This is a genomic window from Roseovarius sp. MMSF_3281, from assembly GCF_030733685.1.
GTDB lineage: Bacteria > Pseudomonadota > Alphaproteobacteria > Rhodobacterales > Rhodobacteraceae > Roseovarius.
Window position 1 is genome coordinate 18,522 of record NZ_JASHIM010000023.1, and the last position, 21,610, is coordinate 40,131.

The following is a 21,610-nucleotide window of genomic DNA, read 5'->3' on the forward strand; positions in this document are numbered from 1 at the left end:
CTTCGTCGATCTCCCCGCACTTGGCTCTGACAGGCAGCATTCGTCCTGCGGAGCGTGTTTTGATCTCGTTTGGCATTGGGCTTGGAAGACCGTAAGGAAATTTCCCGAAGGCTGGCCATTGGGGCCTCGTTGCGATCCATTGCGCGTGACCTCAAACGCGCCCCGTCAACCATCAGTCGCGAAGTTCATCGAAACGGCGGACGCAAAGCCTATTGCGCCGCACTAGCTGATCAGCGGTCCTGGGACTGCGCAAGACGGCCCAAAGTCTGTAAGCTCTCCCTCAAAGAAACTTTGTGCTGGCTGATCGCCCGAAAGCTGCGACCCACAATCACCCTAGCAACGCGGTAGCAACGAAAACACCAACCGGCTTCTACGCCAGTACTTCCTGCGCGGCCTCGATATGTCGACCTACAGCCAAGCGAAACTCAGTGCGGTTGCCAGACAGCTCAACGAAGGCCCGAGAAAGACCTTGCAATACGAAACCCCGGCAGAGAAGTTTGCCCAGTGTGTTGCGACCACCCATTGAATCCCCAGATCACGCTTCATGCGATTGCTGCACCACGGCCCGGCAGTGCATTGTGAAACAATGTCACGAGAGGGGACTCAGCCGACCACCCGCCGGGAATGCAGATTGAGGAGCGAGCTGTTGTCCGCCATTGGTCCGAGGACAACAGCAAGCGCCAAATGCAGCCAGCCCTCTTGGCTCCAGACATAGCTGATGTCACCCGCCCATTTCCAGTTCGGATGGAGTGCCGAGAAGTCCCGGTTCAGCAGGTTCGGCGCGATGTTGAAGCTGTGGGTGCTGTCCGTGCTACGTCGGGGAATTGATCCCCCTCGCTCTTGAACTTTCTGTTTCTCCTGCATGCAATGCCGTTATTACGCATCAAGCGTCCGATGCGGCGGTGGCCGACTGGCAGGCCCAACTCTTTCAATTCTTCGGTCATGCGTGGCCGACCATAGCTGCTGAGAGACAGGGCAAACTGTTAACGGATATGGGCCAGCACAACCATGCCCTTGCGTTGGCTCTGGCTGAGGGGACGGCTCCTGAAGGCCCGATACCCCCCGGCTGACATTCATGATCTGGCACAGCCGTTCGACGGGCAACATTTCGGCGTTCTTTGCCCCTCTCGGCAGATTTGCCATGCAAATCGCCTGCCGGGCAATGGATGAAAGCGAACCTCATTTGCTTCGCTCCGCAAAGAACTGGGTAGCGTTCTGCCGGGAAAACGCCCCACTTGAGCCTTTTCAGATCCGGCTTCAATTTAGCACGTCCCTCTCCTCCCGGAGCATACGGTTCCCTTTTCGCAGCTTGGCGACCTCACGCTCGAGATCAAACTGGGAAACTGGTTTATCAGGATTGCCCCGGTCATGCTGGCTACTTCGGCAATGCCACCCAGTTGCAAACCAACAAACGCCGATCTGTACAACGACAACCGGATCGAGAACAGTCACAGGCCGACCCGAAGACGTGAGAAAATCATGGGGCGATTCAAATCCCCGAGACAGGCGCAGCGTTTCCTTGTCGCCCATGACCAAATCAACATTGCCTTCAAATCACGCCGCTATAGCCTCACCGCCCCGTCCTATCGCCACGCTCGGGCAGATGCATTCGAGCTATGGGCAGACTACGCCCGCGCCATGAAGGCATGACCGACTACTCTCAGGCCGCTAAGCCTCAAACAGACAACTTGGCAAGACAGAGGAGACTCATTCGGGTTCGGGATAGACGCGCACGGGTTTCAGGTCGATGGCATGCCCGGTGCCGCTTTCGAGGATCACTTTCAGGTTCGGCTCGCTGTCGAGATAGAAGAACTCGATGTTTTCGCCGATCCGGCCCCCCATCAACATCTCGGCCCCGTTCTCGGCCATCTTCTTCTTGAATTCGTCTGAATCCGCCTGCGTCGGCTTCATCACGGCCACATGGTGCAGCCCCTCTCCGTGCTCCTCGAGCCACTCCTTGTAGATCGAGTCCCCCTCGAGCGGCTGGATCAGCTCGTAGCACATGTCTCCGACCATCGTTTCGGCGCAGAGCATCGAATAGGTCGCGGGTTTACCGTGCAAATGCGTGTCGTGCAGGATCGGCGCGGTGTGTTCGTAGACGTTCCAAGGCCCCCACCCGAGCAACTCGGTGTATAGCTTCATGGTTTTGTCCAAATCGCGCACCACGACGCCGATTTGGGAAATTGTCGTATCGGTCATTTCAGTTCTCCTTCTCTGATTTTGTGAAAGTTTCATGCGCTCAGTCCTGGCGCATTCTTCTCGAGATCGCGTCGAAGGCCACCGCCACCACGACGATCAGGCCGGTCACGACCTGTTGCAGGTAAACGTTCACCCCGCCCAGAACGATGACGTTCCCGATCACGGCGATGATGGCCGCGCCGATCAGCGCACCCCAGATCGTGCCAATCCCGCCGGTGGTCGCGATGCCGCCGATTACCGGCGCCGCGATCGAGGGGAGAAGCCACGACTGCCCCATCGAGGCCTGCGCTGACACCAGGCGGAAGCACAGAAGCATCCCCGCGAGCCCGGCCAGCGCCCCGGCGATGGCATAGGCCGTGATGCGCACGCGTTTTTCGTTGATGCCTACGATCTTGGCCGCCTCGCGCGAATTCCCGACCGCGTAAAGGCGCCGCCCGTAGATCGTCTTGGTGGTCACGAACAAGATCACCACGAAAGCCGCGAGCATGAAATACATCGGAAGCGGTAATCCGAAAAACGACCCACCCCCAAGAAACGTGACCTCGGGCGACAGCCCTACGATGGTCCGCCCCTTCGTGATCCACAGATTCAGGCCGGAATAGACACTGAGCATGCCGATGGTCACCACTAGCGAATTAAGATTGAAGAAGGTGATGATCGTGCCGTTCACGGCCCCCGCCATAGCCCCGACGATCAACCCTGCGGTGATCGCGAAGATCGGGTCGACTTCGACATCGACCAACAACTTCGTGCAGACGATCCCGGCCAGCCCCGCGATCGCCCCGATCGACACGTCGATGTCCCCAAGGAGCAACAGTATCCCCTGCCCGATCGCGACCATGCCGATGAACGCCAGCTCGCGCGAGATGATCGTCATATTGTAAGAGGTCATGAACTGCGGCGCGACGAAGGAGGCGACAACACAGATTAGGATCAGAACGCCCAACACGCCAAAAACCTGACCGGCCCCGGCGAAATTGGGTCTACGGGATTTCATTGCATTCAATGCGCTGTCAGACATGGTTCTCTTCCTTGATCGACGCCTGTGCGCCGGTTTGCGTCGGGGCGTTGATGATCGAGCTCAAAAGTCGTTCTTCGGTCAGATCGTCGCCGCTGATTTCGTCGTTGATGCGCCCGTCGTAGATGCTCAGAACGCGGTTGCTGCATTTGATGAGTTCTTCGATTTCTGACGAAACCAGGACGATCGCGATGCCCTGTTCCTCGGCGATTTTCTGCATCAACTGATAGATTTCGTCCTTGGCGTTCACGTCGATGCCGCGGGTCGGCTCGTCGAAGATCATCACGTTAGGTTGGGCCATCAGGCTGCGTCCGATCAGGACCTTTTGCTGATTACCGCCAGACAGGTTCATGATCTTGGTTTCGGCCGAGGCGGTTTTGACCTGGTAGTCGCCGATGATACTTTTGGCCAATTCGCGCTCGCGCCCGTCCCGGACAATGCCGCCCTGCGCGATGTCGCGTAATAACCCGACCCCGATATTCTGGCGCACGGAAAGATGGGGAAAGATGCCGTGTGACTTACGTTCTTCCGGCAGATATATGATCCCGCGGGCAATTGACCACGGCGGTTTGCCGAAGTTCCATCTCTCGTCTCTAAACCACGCCAATCCGGTTCTTTTTTTGCGTATCCCGAACAGGGTTTGCAGGATCTCCGACCGCCCGGCCCCGACCAACCCGGCGAAACCCAGAACCTCGCCTTGGTGCAGATCGAAGGAAATGTCCTCGAACCCGTCGCCAGATAGGCCTTCGACCCGAACGACCCGCGCGCCCCGTTCCGTGCGAGGGCGATACAGGTTGGACAGGTCCATGTCCTTGCCTGTCATCTTTTCGACGATCCAGGCCTCCGACACCCTTTCACCATCGGAATTGCCGACGACCTTGCCGTTTCGCAGAACCGAGACCACGGAATGTAGCCGCATCACCTCATCCAGACGGTGGGTAATGAATACGATCGCGACGCCCGAGGCCTGTAGTTCCTCGATGATCACGAAAAGGCGCTCGATCTCGGATTTGGTGAGAGAGGCAGTGGGTTCATCCAGAATAATAATGTCCGAACTATTGCTCGCCAGCGCGCGGGCGATCTGCAACAGCTGTTTTTCCGCAACCGAAATGTCGCGAACGCAATCGTTTGGTGCGCAGGTCATCTTCAGTCGTTCCATGAAAGGGACCGCTGATTTTTCGATCTCGCGCCTATGGAACAAGAACGTATCGCTTCCGCTGTGCCCCAGCGGCAAGAACATATTCTCGGCCACCGTCATGTGATCGAACAGATTCAATTCTTGCGGCACATAGCCGATCGCGGGCCGCTCCTTTCCATCATGGTGAAGTGTTCCGCCATCAGGTTTGTAAATTCCTGTGAGCGTCTTCACGAGCGTCGATTTGCCGGCACCATTTTCTCCGACGATGCAGTGAACTTCGCCCCGCTCGAAGGTCAGATCGACCGCGTCCAGCGCGACGACACCCGGAAATGTCTTGGTAATGCTGCGGGCTTCCAAAAGGCTCATGCCATCCCCTCCCCTGAGGTGTAGTCGGGTCCGCTGAGACAGCCCCGACGTTTGGTTCGATGCGATGCGATCTCGGGTTGGCTCAGAAGCCGTCAATGTTGCCGTCTTCGACAAGATCGGGGGTCAGATAACCGATGCCGGTATCGATCCAGGATGGGGTTTCGAAACCCATGTTCTGGAGCATCAGCGTAACGGTCGACCATTCGCCGATCATGCGCGGACGGGTCGCGATGGACAGGTCGAGAACGCCTTGGCGCATCAGTTCCTGAAGCTGCGGCACGTCATCGATGCCGACGTACTGAACTTCGCCCACACGCCCGGCTTCCTGAAGTGCGAGGCCGACACCCACAGGGCCTGCCGCATCGACGACCGCGATGGCGTCGAGGTCCGGGTTGGCCGACAGGATGCGGGATGCTTCAGTTTGCGCGTTTTGCACGTCGTCGTAGTCAAAGCCTTCGTCGACAATCTCCACGTCAGAATACTCGGCGAACAGATCCTGAAGTGCCTGATAGCGGTCGGCGTGGGCCGAGTTCGTCGGCACACCGTGCAAAATGGCAACTTTACCGCTCTCATCGATTCGGTCGAGCAGCTCTTCGCCCAGAATCCGACCCTGATCGTAGAAGTCATTCGAGATATAGGTGAACTGCGACCCCTGCGGTGCTTTCGATACGTAAAGCACGACCGGAATCCCGCGGTCCCGGGCTTCGTTCAGGATCGGCATCGAGGCGTCCACGTCGATCGCATCAATTGCGATACCGTCCGGTTGGGTCGCGATTGCTCGCTCCAGCAGCGTGTTCTGCTCAACAAGGTCGGCCGTCGCCGGCGCTTGATAGTCGATGGTAATATTGGTCCCCAACTGGGCCCCCATCCGGTCTGCGGCGTCAACGGCAGCGTTGTGTACGATGTCGAACCACGCCTGCGCCAGAATCGGGATCATTACGAACCGATATTCGTCCTTGATCTCAACCGGCTCATCCTGCGCTTTGGCAGGACCGGCCAGAAGGCCCACAGCGCAAGCCGCGACTGTCACATGTTTCAAAAATTCCCTCATGGTCTCCTCCTCTTTGAATGTCTCCACCTTATACGACACGGACAACCTCCACTCCGCCCGGGTCGCACACTTGGTGTCGGACCGGATCATGTTACCCGTCCACTTTGCCGTATCGGGATTTATATCAAGATTGTTATTTTTTTACCCAACCTGTCAAGCGCTAACACAAAAACCTCGTAACGACCTGAAAAGTACGGGTCTTGAAAGAATTTCAAACCCGGAGCCGCAAATCTGATGCGTTGAGCGGCGCTGAAAGTAGATCTGCTCGAGGGAACTTGGCCTAGCTGAAAGGCCTCGACACGGCGTCGGTAGGCAGCAGTCAGTGTGACTTCTGCCAAGTCGATGACGTCCATCGAGGAATCGGCGTCGATTGCAGCTGTTCGGCGAACCACCGGGCTATGACCGGCGCGAAACGGCCTTCGCGATTGCTGCCGACGAGGATGGCGAGACGAATCGGATTATCTGACATGGTCTCCTCTCCTTTGATCTTGGCCGCGTTGGCAATGCCAATGATGGGAGCTAATCATCCGTACGTATGCCGCGTCCCCATACTCACCCCACCGGCCAACACTAACTGTCTCGGGGGTGTTGTCACGTAAGCTCGGCGTCAGGCCTCAGCTTTTCATGCTGTGCCATTTTCGTCCCTGATCCCAAATCAGAGACTTGCGCAGATGAATCGGAAGCTTCTGAATGGACTTGGCGATAGCATCGCGCACAGCCTCAGCCCCACTCCCGACCAGTGCCGATCCATTTTTACCCGGGCTCGTCCTATGCCTCGGCATTGGTGACAACTCCTTTCAGGAACGAAATGATGAAGCTGAGATAGCGGAGCTGTCACAATCAGCCTTGAGCCTCCACGCATCGCAGTTCCTCGCTTTCCTATTTGACCTATGCAATAATAAAAAATCCCAAAAGACCGCAGAGTAAGACTCGTATGAAACCTGACACCGACACCAATGACCAGATGCGCGAAGTGGCGTGGATGCACTATGTCGGTGGGCTAACGCAGGCGCAGATCGCGACGCGGCGGGGATTGAGCAAGATGAAGGTGCATCGCTTGGTTCAGGCGGCGCATGAGGCGGGGATCGTCAAGATTTTCGTCAACAACGTCCCCTCCGATTGCGTCACGCTGGAAACCAAACTCATCGAGCGCTTTGGCCTGACCAGCTGTACCATCGTGCCGGATACCGAGATGCCGCAGACCATGGATGGCACCATGCCGGCGGTTGCCAGTGCCGGGGCGCGGTTTTTGCATGGTCGGCTCGAAAGCACCGAGCCGATGGTCGTGGGAATCGGGTCGGGGCGCACGATGTCCGAGGTGGTCAAAGCACTGCCGAAGATCAAACGACGTCGCGCCGAGTTCATTTCGGCGACCGGCGAATTTGCTGCGCTGAGCGCGGCCAACCCCTTCGAGGTGATCCATACGCTCATCGACAAGACCGAGGGCAAGGGCTTTGCCTTCACCGCGCCGCTGATCGTCGACGACGCGGAAGATCGCGACCTGTTCTTGCGCCAGAAAAGCGTGCACCGCTCTTTCGACCACCTGCACGACGCCTCCTTCATCATGATTGGGATCGGGCACATCGGGCCCGGGTCGTTCTTTAAGGCCTTCAATCTGCTCAATGACACCGAACAGGCCGAGCTTGGGCGTACCGGGGTCGTCGCCGACCTCGCGGGTAACCTTGTCGATGCACAGGGCAATTTCGTTCACACCGGTATCGCGCTTCGCATGCTCGGGATGGAGCTGGAACTTCTACGCACCCGCGAAGTGATCGCGATCTGCGCAGGCCTCGAAAAATCGAAAGCGGCCCGCGCTGCTTTGCTCACGGGCTGCCTCGATGGGTTCATTTCGTCGCGCAGTGTAGCGCAGCGGGTTCTCCAAGAGGACTAACCTCAGGCCGCTTTCTTCAACTTGGCCTGCTCCAGCGACCAGTATTCCAACTCGAAGAGGTCGGCCTCATTCAGAGGGGTGAACCGCCCGATCCCCTCGGCGGACATAATGATACGGGCGTTTTGCTCCGCAAGATCTGCCGCGACGCCTGCTTCTTTCGCGTTCCGTCCGATCCCGACGATGCCCAAGCCCCGGATCAGGGCTACACGCGGAAGCAGGTCGAGCATGGTTTTGGTTTCGTCAGATTTCGCGGCGTTGCGCTCGAAATAGGCTTCATACCAATCGGCATAGTCGCGCACCGCCTTGGCCCAGTCCTCTGCCTCGAAACCGGCCTCACCGATCATCGGGCGCGGCTTGATCCGAATGACGTGATCCGGCGTCGCGGTCCCTCGCGAGGACACCTCCTCAAGATCCGGGGTGCCCAGATATTTCTTATTCGCCTTCGATACCCGCAGATCCAAAAACGGGCCGTCTTCGCCGAAGAAATCCCAAGACGACAGCGCCTCTTTCAAGGAGACGATGGGCGCATGAGCATAAGGGTCATCGACCTTCGTCCCGTCTTCTTCCGGCATCAGCGCCGCACCGTGCTCGGCCAGATACTGTTCGCACATATCGGTATAGCGGATGATCCGCTCGTAGGAGGTGCGTGCATCGTCGCCGTGCGAGAACAGGCCATGGTTCACGAGAAACAGCCCATTCGCCCCTTCGCCTTTCTCCTGAAAGATCGCATCCGCCGCGTGGCTCAGTTTGAAGCCGGGCATAACATAGGGAATGACGCAAAGCTCATCCCCGAAAATCTCCTGCGAAAGCTCGGCCGCGTTCGGCTGATCCGCGATGGCGAGGGCTGCGCAGGAATGGGTGTGGTCCACGAACTTCGCCGGAAGGAACGCATGCAACAGCGCCTCCACCGAGGGGTTCGGTCCGCTTTGATCCAACATTTCGTTGCGCAGGAAAACGACCATTTCCTCGTCAGTCATATTCGGCACATCCCGCGCGGTCAGCAGTGGTTCGAGCCACATCGCCGGAAGCCCCGGCCCCTCGATAGTCACCAGATCCCACCCAGACCCTTTGACGTGGATCGTTTCCGCCAATGTCCCGTCCTCTTTGGCCCTCTCGGTTTTGACCGAGGTGTTACCTCCGCCATGCAGCACGAGGTCAGCCTCTTGCCCGATCAGGCGAGAGGTGTAGACCCTGAGGGCCAGATCGACCTCGGCAGGATCGCCATTCGCACTGTCGATCCAGCATTGCGCCTCGTCATCGTTCCAAAGAGATTTCATGTCTTCATACCTTTTGGATTGGTGTCATCGTGTTTGATCGGGCACCCGCAGGACGCCAGATCGGTTCGAACAACCCGCACTCCGCCATAGCTGAGGTGCCCATTGTCGCCTCGGCCCAACGGTTTTCGATGTCGCGATAGCGAGCGGTGTTTTCCGGGTTCGGCGTAATCGTTCGTTCGATCGGACTGGCCATCGCGCCAAAGGCCTCGTCGGTTGAGGCGAACAGCCCCGCGCCGACGGCCGCCAACATGGCGCAACCCAGCGCGGTGGTTTCCTTCACGACCGGTATCTCGATGATACGGCCGGTGACGTCCGCGACAATCTGTGGCCAGATAGTGCCTTGCGCCGACCCGCCGGTAAACTGAAGCGTGTCGTAGGTTTTGCCCGACAAGGCTTCGAGGCGGCGCAGATGCGCGTGCGACAAGAAAGCGCCGGCCTCCATCACCGCGCGTGCGACCTGACCAAGCGCGGGGTCCGGGGAGTTCAGGTCGAACCCCAAAAAGCTGAGGGGCGGCTGGTGCCAGTTGTCCGACTGCATCGGGGCTGCGGTCGTCGCAACCACGCCGCCTGCGCCCGGTGGCTGCTCCGAGGCGAGCTTTTCGATCAGATCGAAGGCGTCCAGATCACTGCCGGTCGCCTTCAGGATCGGCTCGAAATAGGCGTCGCGCACCCAACGCAGCGCAAAACCCGTGAGAAACCCAATCCCCTCAGTCATCCACTCCTCCGGACGGGCATGGCAAAGGGTGCGCGGCGCGCGATCAGGGTCGATCAACGGGCGTTCGGTCAACACCGTCATCTGCCAAAAACTGCCGCCGACAAGGGTCGCTTGTCCCGCCGTGCGACCCAGTCCGAGCAGCGCGAGCTGCGTGTCCGCGCCCCCGGCGACCACGGGCGTACCCGCGGCAAGGCCACTGCGCTTGGCTGCGACCTCAGTCACTCGCCCGACGATTTCACCAGATTCGACGACAGGCGGTTCGATGGCACGATCCAAGCCGGTCGCTTCGAACAATGTGTCGCACCAATCCCGCGCCTCCAGATTGAACAAAGCGCTCGAGGACCCGGCAGAAGGCTCCGTACAATAGGTTCCGGTCAGCCGTGTCGCCATCCAGTCCGACAGCATCCCCATGTGACATGCCTTGGCGAAGAGCTCAGGCAAATGCTCTTTGATCCAAAGCAGCCGGGCGGGGGCCGTCAGCGACACCCAATCCCCCCCGATGCGAAACACTTCATCCGAAACGCCCGCCGCAGTCAATTTTTCGGCCTGCTCTCGTGCGCGTCCGTCGATGTTCGGACACGCCCAGAGCACCTCGCCCGCCTCGTCATACAAAACGAAACCTTCACGCATGGAGGTGGTTGAGACTGCCGCAATATCTTCGGCGGTCAGCTTGGCATCCGCAATGGCGCCCGCGATAACCCTATCGATCAGTTCGCCGTTCGCCTGCGTGGCGAAATCGAGCGCACCTGGCACACCCTCCACGACGGAATGCGTCCATTCTTTTTGCGCCGTCCCGATCACGGTACCGGTCAGATCGTAAATGATGGCGCGCCCGCTGCCGGTTCCGGCATCGATCGCCATGACATGGCGTTCTGGCATTTTTCCTCCCTTGCGCCGCTCCTCCTGCGCCGCTCCCAATCACGTTCGGTTATTTGAACTCGTTATGCGGTGTCTCACCCCTTAGAAAACGGCCGTAATCCAGAACGATCTGTTCGGCCGCATAGTTCGCGACTCTACGAGACGCGCCCGCAATATGCGGTGTCAACGTGACGTTATTGAGGGCAAGAATTTCGTCGTCCTGCGCAGGCGGCTCGCTTTCGAAGGTGTCTAGCGCAGCACCACCCAGATGTCCGCTGGACAATGCATCGACCAGCGCACCCTGGTCGATCAACTCGCCACGGGCAGAATTAATGATGACCGCGCCTTCGCGCAGTTTCGCGATCTGCTCTTTGCCGATCATGTTCTTGGTTTCCGGCGTGAGCCGTGCATGCAGGCTGAGGATATCGGTGCGTACGAGAAGCTCGTTAAGATCCACCTGTTCGACTCCATCCAAGGCATCCTGCACGGTCACTTGCACATAAGGATCGCAAATCAGGATTTTGGCGCCGAAGGGTTTCAGCAGCCGCACCACGCGCTGCCCAATGTGGCTATACCCGATCAGGCCCACGGTCAGGTCCGACAATTCATCGCCGGTGCGGTCATAGCGATACAAATCTCCACGCCAAACGCCCTGCTTCAGCCCAGCATGTCCGGCCCCGATCCGGCGCACATTGGCAAGAATCATGCCGATGGTGAACTCCGCCACTGCCGAAGCGTTGCGCCCCGGCAAGTTGCACACGGTGACGCCGTACTTTTTGGCCGCTTCGATGTTCACGTTCACTGGACCACCACGCGGGACGCCAACGAATTTAAGCTTCGGCGCCCCCGCCAGAAGGGTCTCGGTCACCGGCGCCAGATGCGTCACGAGGGCATCCGCATCCGCTAGTATTTCGGCGACGTCGGCAGGGTTGCCACTGTATTCCTTGATCTCAGTGCCGGCTGGGCCGTCGTGAGAGAAAAAAGGCACCTCAGGCCAATCCAAATCGCGCGTCTTGACCTCTACGGGGCGGTTGATATGCGCTTTGATTGCCGCCTCGAAAATCGACGACGTGATAAATTGATCTCCGATAGCCGCGACCTTCAAATTTTCCATGCCTCTCTCCTTATTTGTTACAAATAACTTGCCTGATATTCTTTTCATGTCAACCTGCTTTCCACCAAACCAAATGGATTGGCTAATAGGGAGTAGTGAAATGACATTAAAAACAACACCTAAGGTGGGGGTGACGCGTCGCGAGCTGATGGCCAGATCAATAAGCGTCGCTTTCAGTGCCTCGCTCGGCAGCGCGAGGCTCTCCATTCGCGCCTATGGTCTGACCGGTCAGACGATCACCGTTCTGACATCGCAGCCGCGGGTCGGGGGCGCTGAAATCGTGGCTGTGGCCTTCACCGACGAAACCGACGTCGAGATCACGCCCGTTCCGCTTGGCCAGATTCAGCAACAGCTGACCCTCAATCTGCAATCGGGCGCGAAACGCTTCGCCGCCTTCAACTACTGGTACATCTCGAAAGACTCTCCATTCGAAACCAGGATTCTCGAAAATCAAACGCACGCACGTTCGCGGACTTCAGGGGAGTATTTGTTCATGGTCTTGCTCATGATACTCCATCCTACTCAGGAGTTGTAGCCTCCGGCAAACCCGGGGCGGTTCAAAATCCTGCAACTTCCTATGAAGGAGGGCTTTGATTATTGAGATGCGCTACGTGGTAGATTGTGCAGGTAGTTCGAATAGGTCGATGAACCTGCGGCACAACTCCGCATCGCCGGTGATTTCGACGTCAACCGTATCGGGGGCCACGTCGCCGTAAAACACTGCCGCAAGAGATGGGGCGGCGGGGGCTGTAAAATGCAGGTCGGGGGCATTGGCTTTCCCGCGTGTCACAGGCATCGCACCGTCTTCAAGGCAGGCCGTAAATTGCGCAGTGGCGATGTTAAACTGTACCACAGCGGTCATTCCCTGCGTGGCGTCAATTTTGAGCATCGTTCTCAGCGAGAGCATGAATGACACTGGCGACAGGGGCAATGTCGGGTTGTGCAAGGGCGAGGCGGCAGCCCAGCGACCGAGTTCGCTTATGATTGGTTCGGCGGCATAGCCCCAGTCCGTCAGGCCGTAAAGCTGGGCTGGCACGGGGTCTGGCGCGGTGGAACGCGCAATCACGCCATGCGCCTCAAGCCCGGTGAGTCGTTCGGTCAGAACCTTGGCGCTTAACCCCGGAAGGCTGGAGCGAATGTCGATGAAACGGCGCGGCCCGAACATCAACTCGCGCACGATCAACATGGACCACCGTTCGCCCAGCAACTCAAGGCCGAAAGCAGTGCCGCAGGCATCTGCATACCAACGCCCATGGGGAGATTCTGCCTTGTGGGTATCTTTTTGTAACTTCATAGTTGTATTTTATAACCCCTCTGGTTTAGCCTGTCCATATCGGCCGTGCGGCTCAGGGGGATTGGCATGTCAAGCATCATGCTCGTTCCCGTGCTCACAGGCGGCACCGTTTCGGCTCCGTACTCAATGATTGACTCATGTCATAACGTAAAGAGGAGACACATCATGACCTATATTGCCGGGATCCTGACCCCCGTCCCGAATGAAAACAAAGAGGCCTATATTACAAGCGTCCGCAAGGCTTGGCCTCTTTTCAAGGACTATGGTGCCTTGCAGATGGTGGAAGCCTGGGGTGATTATATCCCCGAAGGCGAACATACCGATTTCAAAAGTGCCGTGGCGCTGAAGGATGACGAAACCGTCTGTTTTTCCTGGATCATCTGGCCGGACAAGGAAACCCACGACAAATGCGGTGCCAGTATGCAGACCGACCCGCGCTGGCAGGACATGGATATGCCCTTTGATGGCAAGCGGATGATGTGGGGTGGATTCACCCCCATTGTTGAGGAAAAGGCTTAAACCATGGAGTCCGGTAATCAATCCGAACTCACCATCTGGACCTTTGACTGGGTACCCGATGGCCCGCGCGGTTATGTGCGAGATCTGCGGTTGAGGTGGGCCTGCGAAGAGGCGGGCTTGAACTATCAGGTGCGCTCGGTTCCGTTTGACGATCGCGGCGAGGATCACCTAGTCCAGCAGCCGTTCGGGCAGGTACCGTTTCTGACGGAAGGCGACTTGCGGGTTTTTGAAAGCGGTGCGTGCCTGCTGCACCTTGCCGAGAAGAGCGAGGTCCTGATGCCGCAGGATGCAACGGAGAAAGCGGATACGCTGTCTTGGATCATCGCGGCATTGAACTCGGTCGAGATGGTCAGTCTGCCCTGGTGGTTCGTGGGATTGTCGAATCCGCCCGAGAACCCGCTTGAAGGCTGGCTGGCTTCCCGCCTTGAGGTGCTGGAGGGCGTGTTTGCGAAGCGCGATTGGCTAGCCGCCGGGCATTTCACCGCCGCCGATCTGATCATGGCGGATGTTCTGCGCCTGCCTTGGATCCGCGAGCTTGGCCGCTATCCGGCAACAGATGCCTATGTGGCACGGATCTGCGCGCGACCCGCCTTTGAAAAGGCTCACGCCGACCAGATGGCCCATTTCGCCGCAGCAGATGCGGCCCGCGCTGGTGAAACTTAGAATCTTTTGAAAGACCTGTTATGAACACCCAAACCATTAGCAAACCCTTCAATCCCCTACTGCCCACCGTAGCGCTTTGTTCTGCAATGGCACTGCCTGCCGCCGCTGAACACACCACCGGGCGGGTCATGTCCGGTGATCTGGGTATCTATTACGAGGTTCACGGCGACCTCGGCTCGGGCGTGACGCCCTTTCTTGTCTTGCATGGTGGCATGGGGACGATCAGCAGCGACTTCGGCGCTTTACTGCCCGTTCTGGTCGAGCAACGCCCCGTCATCGGGATTGAACAGCAGGGCCACGGCCATACCGGCGGACGCGATGCGCAGGTGACGCTGAAAGTTATGCGGGACGACACGCTGGCCGTGCTTGATGCGCTTGAGGTCGAGCGCGTGCATGTGGTCGGCTTTTCCATGGGCGGCATGCTGGCGATGGAACTCGGCGTGACTGCGCCGAAGCGGCTTGAAACACTAACCGCGATTTCGGTCAGCCAGAACCATGACAGCATGCACCCCGCCATCGTTGAAATGAACCTCAATCCCGACGCGACCCCATCCCCCGAGGCGCTGGAACTTATGCCGACCCAAGAGGACTTTGCCGGGATGCAGGCGGCATATGCTGACAATCCGGATGGCCCGGGGCAATTTGAGCGCACGATGCAACAGCTTCACACGCTTATCGTCAGCGATTGGGGCTGGTCTGATGGTGAACTGGAGGCGATCGACGTGCCCACGCTGTTGTTGTTGGGCGACACCGATTTCACGCCTGTCGACCACGCCGCAAAGATGGCCGGGAAGATCGGTGCGCAGCTTGGGGTATTGCCCAACACGACGCATATGTCGATCATGTCCCGTCCCGATTGGCTGGGCCCCATGATCACGAACCGGATCGAAACGGCGCAAGACTGATGCCGAGCGGCGAGGACGGAAGATGGTGTTGATCTGGTCATGCGCGGCCAGAAACCTCTGGGCTTGTCCGGGTGACTTGAACCGCCCCATGAGTTTCTCTCGCTTTCGGGTTGGCCTGTGCGATCCTTCTATCCGGTTGTTTAAGCCCTTGTGCGCCCGATGATCAGCATTCGCCGCAAGGTTGCAGACCGGCCTAACGTAGCATCGCAGCTTGTCGGTAATCACAACCCGCGGCACGCCAAACCGGTTCACCCAGTTCCGGACGGATTCCCAGCTGACCATAACGCCGCGTTCGGCAAGCAGATCCTCGACATCCGCCGTGCTGAGTGCAAATCGGTGATATGCCCAGACCGCATAGGCGACAATCTAAAGCATTCCGCCTTTAAGCTGAGACATCGGCGAATGGCGGGACGTGTGCAACGATTGAGCGGAGCACTGCGTTTCGCGAAAATCTGTGATCCAGGTTTTTCGCGAAACGCTTTAGCGAGGAAATCGGTAGCCTTTCAGGCCAGGCATCGTGCAAGGTCTTTTCATCCCGGTTGCCTATGCGAAAGCTGACCGGTAAACAGGTTGGCAATGCCCGGCGTACTGCTTGTTCCGCGAGAAGCCATTATTACACTCACAAAAATGGTCACGCTCGGTAGATTGTGAGGACAAGGCCTTGAGAGGAATCTCTTCGTCAGCCACCTAAGATAGGTCAATATCGCTGCATTAAAGGAAGTTTATGTGCGCGAAAGGCAGAATACCTCTGCAATCGACAAATATTTTTATTGGTCGGAGTGAGAGGATTCGAACCTCCGACCCCTGCCTCCCGAAGACAGTGCTCTACCAGGCTGAGCTACACTCCGACCGTGAGACAGGCGATTAAACCCGCGTCTTGGGAAATGCAAGGGCGGAATCGGTTGCCGGGGTTTGGAAATGCGGGCGGCGAGGCCGCCCGCAAAAGCTTTAGAGGCTGGCGTCCAGGGCGCCGATAACCGCATCGCCCATTTCGCTGGTCGAGACGGGTTGCACGCCCTCTTCGCCCAAAAGGTCGGCGGTGCGTTTACCATCGGCCAGCACCTTCTCAACCGCCTGTTCAAGGCGCGTGGCCTCATCACCTTTGTCGAAGCTATAGCGCAGGGCCATGGCAAAGCTTAGGATGCAGGCAATGGGGTTGGCCTTCCCTTCCCCCGCGATATCAGGGGCGGAGCCGTGTACCGGCTCATACAACGCTTTGGGGCGGCCATTCGCCATCGGCGCGCCAAGCGAGGCCGAGGGTAGCATACCCAGCGACCCGGTCAGCATGGCAGCCGCATCGGACAGAATATCGCCAAACAGGTTGTCGGTCACGATGACATCAAACTGTTTGGGCCAGCGGCAAAGCTGCATCGCGCCAGCGTCGGCGTACATATGAGACAGCTCGACCTCGGGGTAATCCTTGGCCACTTCGGTTACGACCTCACGCCAGAGAATGCCGGATTCCATGACGTTGGCTTTCTCCATTGAGCAGAGTTTTTTATTCCGCCGCATGGCCAGTTCAAAGGCGTTGCGGGCGACGCGGTCAACTTCGGATTCGGTATAGCGTTGGGTGTTGATGCCCACGCGTTCGTTGCCTTCCTCGAAGATACCGCGGGGTTCGCCGAAGTAGACGCCCGAGGTGAGTTCGCGGACGATCATGATGTCGAGGCCCGCGACCACGTCCTTTTTCAAAGACGAAAAATCGGCCAGCGCGTCAAAGCATTGCGCCGGGCGCAGGTTGGCGAAAAGGTCCATTTCCTTGCGCAGGCGCAGCAGGCCGCGTTCGGGTTTCACGCTGAAGTCCAGCGTATCGTATTTCGGGCCACCGACCGCACCCAGAAGGACGGCGTCGACCTCTTGCGCCTTAGCCATGGTGTTGTCGTGCAGGGGTGTGCCGTGTTTGTCATAGGCGGCTCCGCCCACCAGATCCTCGCTTACGTCAAAAGGCATATCGCGTTTGGCACCGAACCAGTCGATGATCTTGGCGACCTCGGCCATGACTTCGGGGCCGATGCCATCACCGGGCAGAATAAGAAGCGAGGGGTTGCTCATGGCGGGTGTCCTTCGGTTGAAACAGGTTGAATACCGCCTAGCCCGAGAGCCGGGGATGGTCAAGAAAAGCGGGGCGTTCAGGGCAGGGTGATATCGGTCCAGACCATGCGATGCGGTCCGGCCAATTCGGCATCGTGAAAGCCGGCGGCGCCTGCAAGCGGCCAATGAATACCCGCCTCTTCCACCTGTATATCCTCGGATGGCAGAATATACTGCACGCGCAGGTGGCCGGGGCCATCCTTGGGCCATGCAACCGTATCGAGTGCCGGATCGCCCGAATTGCCCCGGCCCTGCCGGGCGGGGCCGGGGCGTTTGGGACGTGGATCTTGCAAACGGTGATCGGACAATAGGCGCGCAATTGCGGATTTGCGACCATCACCATCCACCGGATCAAGATTGGCATCCCCCAAAAGGACAAAGCGACGGTTCGGGACCGGACCGAATTCACCATCAAGGAACCGCAGCCAAAACAGAATTTCATCATGGTTGCGGCGGCCATTCCTGTCTTCGGGGCCGTCAAACACGGGCGGGGTGGCATGGAAGGTCATGAGCGTCAGCGATTTGCTGTCAGGCAGTTCCACCGGCAAGACCCAATGCCCGACCGATGAAAGGCGCTGTGCCTTGAGCGCCTTGGCTGACGGAAAGGGCGCGCCTAGGGCCTTGGGAAGAATGGCCGAGGGCAGATCCACCCACCTCAGATCGCTGTAATCCTGAAACCCGCGACGATTGAACGGCCAACGTGACAGGATCGCCATGCCTGCCTGTCCGGCAAAACGCCCAAATCCTTGCTTGTCACGCGAGCGACCCAATCGACCATCGCCATCCATGTCCAAACCGGTGGCCATCCCCGTGTTCGGGCGCACGGCGAAGATATGCGGGTAATGCGGCCCTTCGGCCTTGGCGATGACGTCGCGCAAGGCCTTTAGCGCGACACGCCCGTGATCATAATCTACGCCTTGCAACACAAGGATATCCGGCGACACTTGAGCCACGACATTGGCAAATGCCATCACTTGTCGATCCTCGCGCAAAATATCACGGAGCAATAGCCCGGGGCCGCCCCGTTCCAATGCGGCGTTCATCGTCGCAAGACGAAGCGTTTCAGCGCGAAGTGGCGCAGCGGCCAATAAAAGAGTGAAAAGCCACGCAATTACGCGCGCTGCATGCTTTCCATTTCGGCCTGTGCATAAGCGCGGCGGCGCTTGTCTTCGATCATCTGTGCGACCCGCCCCATCGCGATGCCGCGCATCAGCATACTTGCAGGAAGAAAAGCCCATGCCGTGGTTGTCCATACAAGAGTTTGCGGGCTGGACATGAATCCCGGATCAACGAAATCCGACGCCGCCTTAATTGCTGCCGGGATCAAGAATGGCAGCAAACATCCTAACACAATGTTAAGACCGGAATCCCGGCGAAGCCGTTGCAACACATCACCGCCACCCGTGGGGTCAAACAACGGAAGGTTGACCCATACATTGAAGGCACCGTTGCGCACTGGCCAACCAAAGCCGCGCACGAGAAGCACAAACACGGCCATCATCACGACAGATACGGTGTAAGAGATGCCAGCAGAGATTCGAACCAGATCGACAAGTCCGGGGTCCGCATCTTTGGGCATCATCAAAACGACAAGCCGAACAGGCGAGAATGGAAAGTCGATCAGTTCCCCCAAGGACGCGCCCATACGGGTCGTGGCTTGCGTCCATCCTGTCGGGTCTGTTTGGCCTCGGCAAATCAGGGACAAAAGGACAATCGTGACGAACAGACCGACAAACCGCGTGCGGTTAAACGGAGGGGCGAACCGGAATTCGATGAAACTGGGATAACGACCGTAGTATTCGATGAAAGTCATGCAGGATGCGAGTATCGCCAAAACAACCACGATCTGAGCCGTATCTGCCGCTGTAGACGGCAAAATAAGTGACGGTGTTGCCACCATCAATCCGACCAAGACGGCACGCGAAAGCGCGCTTGTCAGCTGCGAAAGCACTGCCCGTTTCCCTTCAAACTGGTCCGCCGCGATACGATGCCGCGCCGTTGTTCCAACTTGAGTCCGCTTATTGACGCGGTTTGCCTCATTCTTGCCCAATTTTTGCCTACTTTCGCTGTCCGGCTCAAGTGATTGGTTTACAAGACATTGATTTTTCGGCGATTTGATGGATCAAGTGGTGCGCGAATGCATCAATTTAGGCTCGAAAATTTGGCAGCCTTGTGTGCGGGCACAAAATCTAGCGGTTCTCCGACTTGCCGCTACTAGAGACTACAGGCTATTCGCTAAGAAACCGTTTACATATTTGAAAAAATCATGGCCGCCGCCGGTAAACTCGGCGACGGTCACATATTGCAGCGACTTTTCGCTTAAACCCAAGGGCGCGCGTTAGTTGCCTGTTGTTCGAAGCTGTCGATGGCCGAAGCCTTCTCAAGCGTCAAAGCGATATCATCCAGACCTTCCAGCAAGCAGTGCTTTTTGAAGGAGTCGATTTCAAAGGCGATCTCTTCCCCGTCCGAAGTGGTGACAGTTTGCGCCTCTAGATCAACGATCATCCGCGCATTCGAGCCTTTCTCGGCGTCCTTCATCAGAACATCGACCTGCTCTTGCGGCAAGGCAATGGGCAAAATCCCGTTCTTGAAGCAATTGTTGTAGAAGATATCGGCAAAGCTGGGCGCGATGACGCAACGAATACCGAAATCCTTGATCGCCCACGGCGCATGTTCACGGCTTGACCCACATCCGAAGTTGTCGCCAGCCACAAGTATCTCGGCCTCGCGATATTGCGGCTTGTTCAGCACGAAATCAGGGATTTCATTGCCATCGTCATCGAACCGCATTTCGTCGAACAGGTTCTTGCCCAACCCCGAACGTTTGATCGTTTTGAGAAACTGCTTGGGAATGATCATGTCGGTGTCGACATTGATCAGCGGCATGGGCGCCGCAACGCCGGTCAGTTTTTCGAACTTTTCCATTACATCATCTCCCGAACATCGGTCAGCTTCCCGGTTACCGCGGCGGCGGCGGCCATGGCGGGGCTCATCAAATGGGTACGCCCGCCGCGGCCCTGACGGCCTTCGAAATTGCGGTTCGACGTGGCCGCACAACGCTCACCCGGGCTGAGTTGGTCGGGGTTCATGGCAAGGCACATGGAGCAGCCTGCAAGCCGCCATTCGAAACCCGCGTCCTTGAAGATATCGGCAAGGCCCTCTTCCTCGGCCTGTGCCCGCACAAGGCCCGAGCCGGGAACGATCATGGCGCGCAGGCCTTCCTTGACCTTCTTGCCTTTCAGGATCTCGGCCGCAGCACGCAAATCTTCGATCCGGCCGTTGGTGCAAGACCCGATAAAGACAGTGTCGATTTCGATATCGCTCAGTTTCTGACCGGCCTCGAGGCCCATATACTCCAACGCACGCTTGGCCGCATCCACTTTGCCGCCTTCAAAATCGCCGGGGTTGGGGACGGTATCGGTGATCGGCAAAACATCCTCGGGCGAGGTGCCCCAGGTGACCACGGGGGCGATATCTTCACCCTTGATGGTGATCACCTTGTCCCAATGCGCATCGTCATCGGAATAAAGCGTCTTCCACCAGGCCATCGCGGCCTCCCATTGCGCGCCTTTCGGCGCGTGAGCGCGACCTTTGACATATTCGAAGGTGGTTTCATCCGGTGCGATCAAACCGGCACGTGCGCCGCCTTCAATCGCCATGTTGCAGACGGTCATCCGCCCTTCCATGGAAAGCGAACGGATCGCCTCGCCACAATATTCGATCACGTAGCCAGTACCGCCTGCGGTCCCGGTTTCCCCGATCACCGACAGGGTAATGTCCTTGGCGGTCACGCCGGGGCGCAGCTGACCGGTAATCTCGACCTTCATGTTTTTCGACTTGGACTGAATCAGCGTCTGGGTGGCCAGTACGTGTTCCACTTCAGAGGTGCCAATCCCATGCGCCAGCGCCCCAAAGGCCCCGTGCGTGGCGGTGTGGCTGTCGCCGCAAACCACGGTCATCCCCGGCAGGGTCCAGCCCTGCTCTGGGCCGACGATATGGACGATGCCTTGGCGAACGTCGTTCACCGGGTAATAGTTGATCCCAAAGTCCTTGGCGTTCTTATCAAGCGCCTCGACCTGGATCCGGCTTTCCTCGTTGTCGATGCCGTTCACACGATCCGGCGTGGTGGGCACGTTGTGATCGGGAACCGCAATTGTGTTCTTGGGCTTGCGCACCTGACGGCCCGCCATACGCAGACCCTCAAAGGCCTGCGGGCTGGTCACCTCATGCACAAGGTGGCGATCAATATAGAGAAGGGAAGTGCCATCTTCGGCCTCGTGCACAAGATGCGCATCCCAGATTTTATCATAGAGTGTCTTGGGGGACATTGGTCCTCTCCCGTTTTGGCGATCAAGAATAGGCTGAACAGGGGCGCGCGCCCCCTATAGGCGCGCAAGCACCGTCATGGTTGCGCCAAAAAACCGCCAAGGCAGGCGCGCGCGATCATCCATGTCGAAAATCCGTGTCATACCCTGTCAGATACAGTCGAAGCTCGAGTCTATCAAGGGAAT

General features: G+C 58.1%; 19 protein-coding genes, 1 tRNA gene and 4 pseudogenes. 7 read left to right on the top strand and 17 right to left on the bottom strand.

Annotated features, from left to right (window positions below; translation table 11 throughout):
• Positions 1-316 precede the first annotated feature (316 nt).
• Positions 317-526, top strand: a pseudogene (locus RBB32_RS21390) (transposase); the annotation flags it as partial.
• Positions 527-606: 80 nt separating this feature from the next.
• Here the strand turns inward: RBB32_RS21390 and RBB32_RS21395 are convergent.
• Positions 607-1,329, bottom strand: a pseudogene (locus RBB32_RS21395) (IS3 family transposase); the annotation flags it as partial.
• Between the two features lie 99 nt (positions 1,330-1,428).
• Between RBB32_RS21395 and RBB32_RS17815 the strand changes: the two are divergent.
• Positions 1,429-1,650, top strand: a pseudogene (locus RBB32_RS17815) (IS6 family transposase); the annotation flags it as partial.
• Between the two features lie 57 nt (positions 1,651-1,707).
• On the opposite strand, the gene RBB32_RS17820 reads toward RBB32_RS17815, so the two are convergent.
• The 5 genes from RBB32_RS17820 to RBB32_RS17840 all read right to left on the bottom strand — a co-directional run bounded on the left by RBB32_RS17820 (position 1,708) and on the right by RBB32_RS17840 (position 6,241).
• Complete coding sequence (locus RBB32_RS17820) at positions 1,708-2,199, bottom strand: VOC family protein (protein WP_306154659.1); 492 nt, start codon at positions 2,197-2,199, stop codon at positions 1,708-1,710.
• Positions 2,200-2,239: 40 nt separating this feature from the next.
• Positions 2,240-3,220, bottom strand: a complete 981-nt coding sequence (locus RBB32_RS17825) for an ABC transporter permease (RefSeq protein WP_306154661.1) — start codon at positions 3,218-3,220, stop codon at positions 2,240-2,242.
• Entirely contained in the window at positions 3,213-4,721 is a 1,509-nt protein-coding gene (locus RBB32_RS17830) for a sugar ABC transporter ATP-binding protein (protein ID WP_306154662.1), read from the bottom strand. The genes RBB32_RS17825 and RBB32_RS17830 overlap by 8 nt, the downstream gene beginning before the upstream one ends.
• 82 nt (positions 4,722-4,803) lie before the next feature.
• Positions 4,804-5,772: a substrate-binding domain-containing protein gene (locus RBB32_RS17835; protein WP_306154664.1), complete on the bottom strand. Its 969-nt coding sequence runs from the start codon at positions 5,770-5,772 to the stop codon at positions 4,804-4,806.
• Positions 5,773-6,091: 319 nt separating this feature from the next.
• Positions 6,092-6,241 carry a hypothetical protein gene (locus tag RBB32_RS17840; protein ID WP_306154666.1) on the bottom strand — a complete coding sequence of 50 codons (150 nt, stop codon included), beginning with the start codon at positions 6,239-6,241 and terminating at the stop codon, positions 6,092-6,094.
• 465 nt (positions 6,242-6,706) lie between these two features.
• On the opposite strand from RBB32_RS17840, the gene RBB32_RS17850 reads away from it, so the two are divergent.
• Positions 6,707-7,663, top strand: a complete 957-nt coding sequence (locus RBB32_RS17850; RefSeq protein ID WP_306154668.1) for a sugar-binding transcriptional regulator — start codon at positions 6,707-6,709, stop codon at positions 7,661-7,663.
• A gap of 2 nt (positions 7,664-7,665) precedes the next feature.
• Here the strand turns inward: RBB32_RS17850 and RBB32_RS17855 are convergent, their stop codons facing one another.
• The 3 genes from RBB32_RS17855 to RBB32_RS17865 form a co-directional block, all read right to left on the bottom strand.
• On the bottom strand, positions 7,666-8,940 hold the full coding sequence (locus tag RBB32_RS17855; RefSeq protein ID WP_306154670.1) for a class II aldolase/adducin family protein: 1,275 nt from the start codon (positions 8,938-8,940) through the stop codon (positions 7,666-7,668).
• A 4-nt stretch (positions 8,941-8,944) separates the two neighbouring features.
• Positions 8,945-10,516 (bottom strand): FGGY family carbohydrate kinase, encoded by a 1,572-nt coding sequence (locus RBB32_RS17860; RefSeq protein ID WP_306154673.1) that lies wholly within the window; start codon positions 10,514-10,516, stop codon positions 8,945-8,947.
• A gap of 67 nt (positions 10,517-10,583) precedes the next feature.
• Positions 10,584-11,627: a 2-hydroxyacid dehydrogenase gene (locus RBB32_RS17865; protein WP_306154674.1), complete on the bottom strand. Its 1,044-nt coding sequence runs from the start codon at positions 11,625-11,627 to the stop codon at positions 10,584-10,586.
• A gap of 100 nt (positions 11,628-11,727) precedes the next feature.
• On the opposite strand from RBB32_RS17865, the gene RBB32_RS17870 reads away from it, so the two are divergent.
• Positions 11,728-12,162, top strand: a complete 435-nt coding sequence (locus tag RBB32_RS17870; protein WP_306154676.1) for a hypothetical protein — start codon at positions 11,728-11,730, stop codon at positions 12,160-12,162.
• Positions 12,163-12,234: 72 nt separating this feature from the next.
• On the opposite strand, the gene RBB32_RS17875 is transcribed toward RBB32_RS17870, so the two are convergent.
• A complete protein-coding gene (locus RBB32_RS17875) occupies positions 12,235-12,921 on the bottom strand; it encodes a helix-turn-helix domain-containing protein (RefSeq protein WP_306154678.1) in 687 nt (228 codons plus the stop codon).
• Between the two features lie 66 nt (positions 12,922-12,987).
• Here RBB32_RS17875 and RBB32_RS17880 point away from each other — a divergent pair, with 66 nt between their 5' ends.
• From RBB32_RS17880 to RBB32_RS17890, 3 genes are all read left to right on the top strand, one after another.
• Positions 12,988-13,440: a DUF1428 domain-containing protein gene (locus RBB32_RS17880; protein ID WP_371931083.1), complete on the top strand. Its 453-nt coding sequence runs from the start codon at positions 12,988-12,990 to the stop codon at positions 13,438-13,440.
• 3 nt (positions 13,441-13,443) lie between these two features.
• Positions 13,444-14,103, top strand: coding sequence for a glutathione S-transferase family protein (locus RBB32_RS17885; protein WP_306154680.1), 660 nt, complete (start codon positions 13,444-13,446; stop codon positions 14,101-14,103).
• An 86-nt stretch (positions 14,104-14,189) separates the two neighbouring features.
• Positions 14,190-15,008 carry an alpha/beta fold hydrolase gene (locus tag RBB32_RS17890; protein ID WP_306154682.1) on the top strand — a complete coding sequence of 273 codons (819 nt, stop codon included), beginning with the start codon at positions 14,190-14,192 and terminating at the stop codon, positions 15,006-15,008.
• A gap of 6 nt (positions 15,009-15,014) precedes the next feature.
• On the opposite strand, the pseudogene RBB32_RS17895 reads toward RBB32_RS17890, so the two are convergent.
• The 7 genes and pseudogenes from RBB32_RS17895 to leuC all read right to left on the bottom strand — a co-directional run.
• Positions 15,015-15,374 (bottom strand): annotated as a pseudogene (locus RBB32_RS17895) (DDE-type integrase/transposase/recombinase); the annotation flags it as partial.
• A gap of 405 nt (positions 15,375-15,779) precedes the next feature.
• Positions 15,780-15,856: transfer RNA gene (locus RBB32_RS17900), tRNA-Pro, on the bottom strand.
• A 100-nt stretch (positions 15,857-15,956) separates the two neighbouring features.
• Positions 15,957-17,060: a 3-isopropylmalate dehydrogenase gene (gene leuB, locus RBB32_RS17905; RefSeq protein ID WP_306154685.1), complete on the bottom strand. Its 1,104-nt coding sequence runs from the start codon at positions 17,058-17,060 to the stop codon at positions 15,957-15,959.
• Positions 17,061-17,137: 77 nt separating this feature from the next.
• Complete coding sequence (locus tag RBB32_RS17910) at positions 17,138-18,142, bottom strand: endonuclease/exonuclease/phosphatase family protein (protein WP_306154687.1); 1,005 nt, start codon at positions 18,140-18,142, stop codon at positions 17,138-17,140.
• A 68-nt stretch (positions 18,143-18,210) separates the two neighbouring features.
• Positions 18,211-18,999, bottom strand: coding sequence for a hypothetical protein (locus RBB32_RS17915; protein ID WP_306154739.1), 789 nt, complete (start codon positions 18,997-18,999; stop codon positions 18,211-18,213).
• 419 nt (positions 19,000-19,418) lie between these two features.
• Entirely contained in the window at positions 19,419-20,024 is a 606-nt protein-coding gene (leuD, locus tag RBB32_RS17920; protein WP_306154688.1) for a 3-isopropylmalate dehydratase small subunit, read from the bottom strand.
• Complete coding sequence (gene leuC, locus RBB32_RS17925; protein ID WP_306154690.1) at positions 20,024-21,427, bottom strand: 3-isopropylmalate dehydratase large subunit; 1,404 nt, start codon at positions 21,425-21,427, stop codon at positions 20,024-20,026. Before leuC ends, leuD begins: the two co-directional genes overlap by 1 nt.
• Positions 21,428-21,610: the final 183 nt, after the last annotated feature.

Coding starts and splice junctions, on each gene's coding strand:
- RBB32_RS17820 (WP_306154659.1), bottom strand. CDS start 2,199: ATGACCGATACGACAATTTCCCAAATCGGCGTCGTGGTGCGCGATTTG.
- RBB32_RS17825 (WP_306154661.1), bottom strand. CDS start 3,220: ATGTCTGACAGCGCATTGAATGCAATGAAATCCCGTAGACCCAATTTC.
- RBB32_RS17830 (WP_306154662.1), bottom strand. CDS start 4,721: ATGAGCCTTTTGGAAGCCCGCAGCATTACCAAGACATTTCCGGGTGTC.
- RBB32_RS17835 (WP_306154664.1), bottom strand. CDS start 5,772: ATGAGGGAATTTTTGAAACATGTGACAGTCGCGGCTTGCGCTGTGGGC.
- RBB32_RS17840 (WP_306154666.1), bottom strand. CDS start 6,241: ATGTCAGATAATCCGATTCGTCTCGCCATCCTCGTCGGCAGCAATCGC.
- RBB32_RS17850 (WP_306154668.1), top strand. CDS start 6,707: ATGAAACCTGACACCGACACCAATGACCAGATGCGCGAAGTGGCGTGG.
- RBB32_RS17855 (WP_306154670.1), bottom strand. CDS start 8,940: ATGAAATCTCTTTGGAACGATGACGAGGCGCAATGCTGGATCGACAGT.
- RBB32_RS17860 (WP_306154673.1), bottom strand. CDS start 10,516: ATGGCGATCGATGCCGGAACCGGCAGCGGGCGCGCCATCATTTACGAT.
- RBB32_RS17865 (WP_306154674.1), bottom strand. CDS start 11,627: ATGGAAAATTTGAAGGTCGCGGCTATCGGAGATCAATTTATCACGTCG.
- RBB32_RS17870 (WP_306154676.1), top strand. CDS start 11,728: ATGACATTAAAAACAACACCTAAGGTGGGGGTGACGCGTCGCGAGCTG.
- RBB32_RS17875 (WP_306154678.1), bottom strand. CDS start 12,921: ATGAAGTTACAAAAAGATACCCACAAGGCAGAATCTCCCCATGGGCGT.
- RBB32_RS17880 (WP_371931083.1), top strand. CDS start 12,988: ATGTCAAGCATCATGCTCGTTCCCGTGCTCACAGGCGGCACCGTTTCG.
- RBB32_RS17885 (WP_306154680.1), top strand. CDS start 13,444: ATGGAGTCCGGTAATCAATCCGAACTCACCATCTGGACCTTTGACTGG.
- RBB32_RS17890 (WP_306154682.1), top strand. CDS start 14,190: ATGGCACTGCCTGCCGCCGCTGAACACACCACCGGGCGGGTCATGTCC.
- leuB (WP_306154685.1), bottom strand. CDS start 17,060: ATGAGCAACCCCTCGCTTCTTATTCTGCCCGGTGATGGCATCGGCCCC.
- RBB32_RS17910 (WP_306154687.1), bottom strand. CDS start 18,142: ATGAACGCCGCATTGGAACGGGGCGGCCCCGGGCTATTGCTCCGTGAT.
- RBB32_RS17915 (WP_306154739.1), bottom strand. CDS start 18,999: ATGGTGGCAACACCGTCACTTATTTTGCCGTCTACAGCGGCAGATACG.
- leuD (WP_306154688.1), bottom strand. CDS start 20,024: ATGGAAAAGTTCGAAAAACTGACCGGCGTTGCGGCGCCCATGCCGCTG.
- leuC (WP_306154690.1), bottom strand. CDS start 21,427: ATGTCCCCCAAGACACTCTATGATAAAATCTGGGATGCGCATCTTGTG.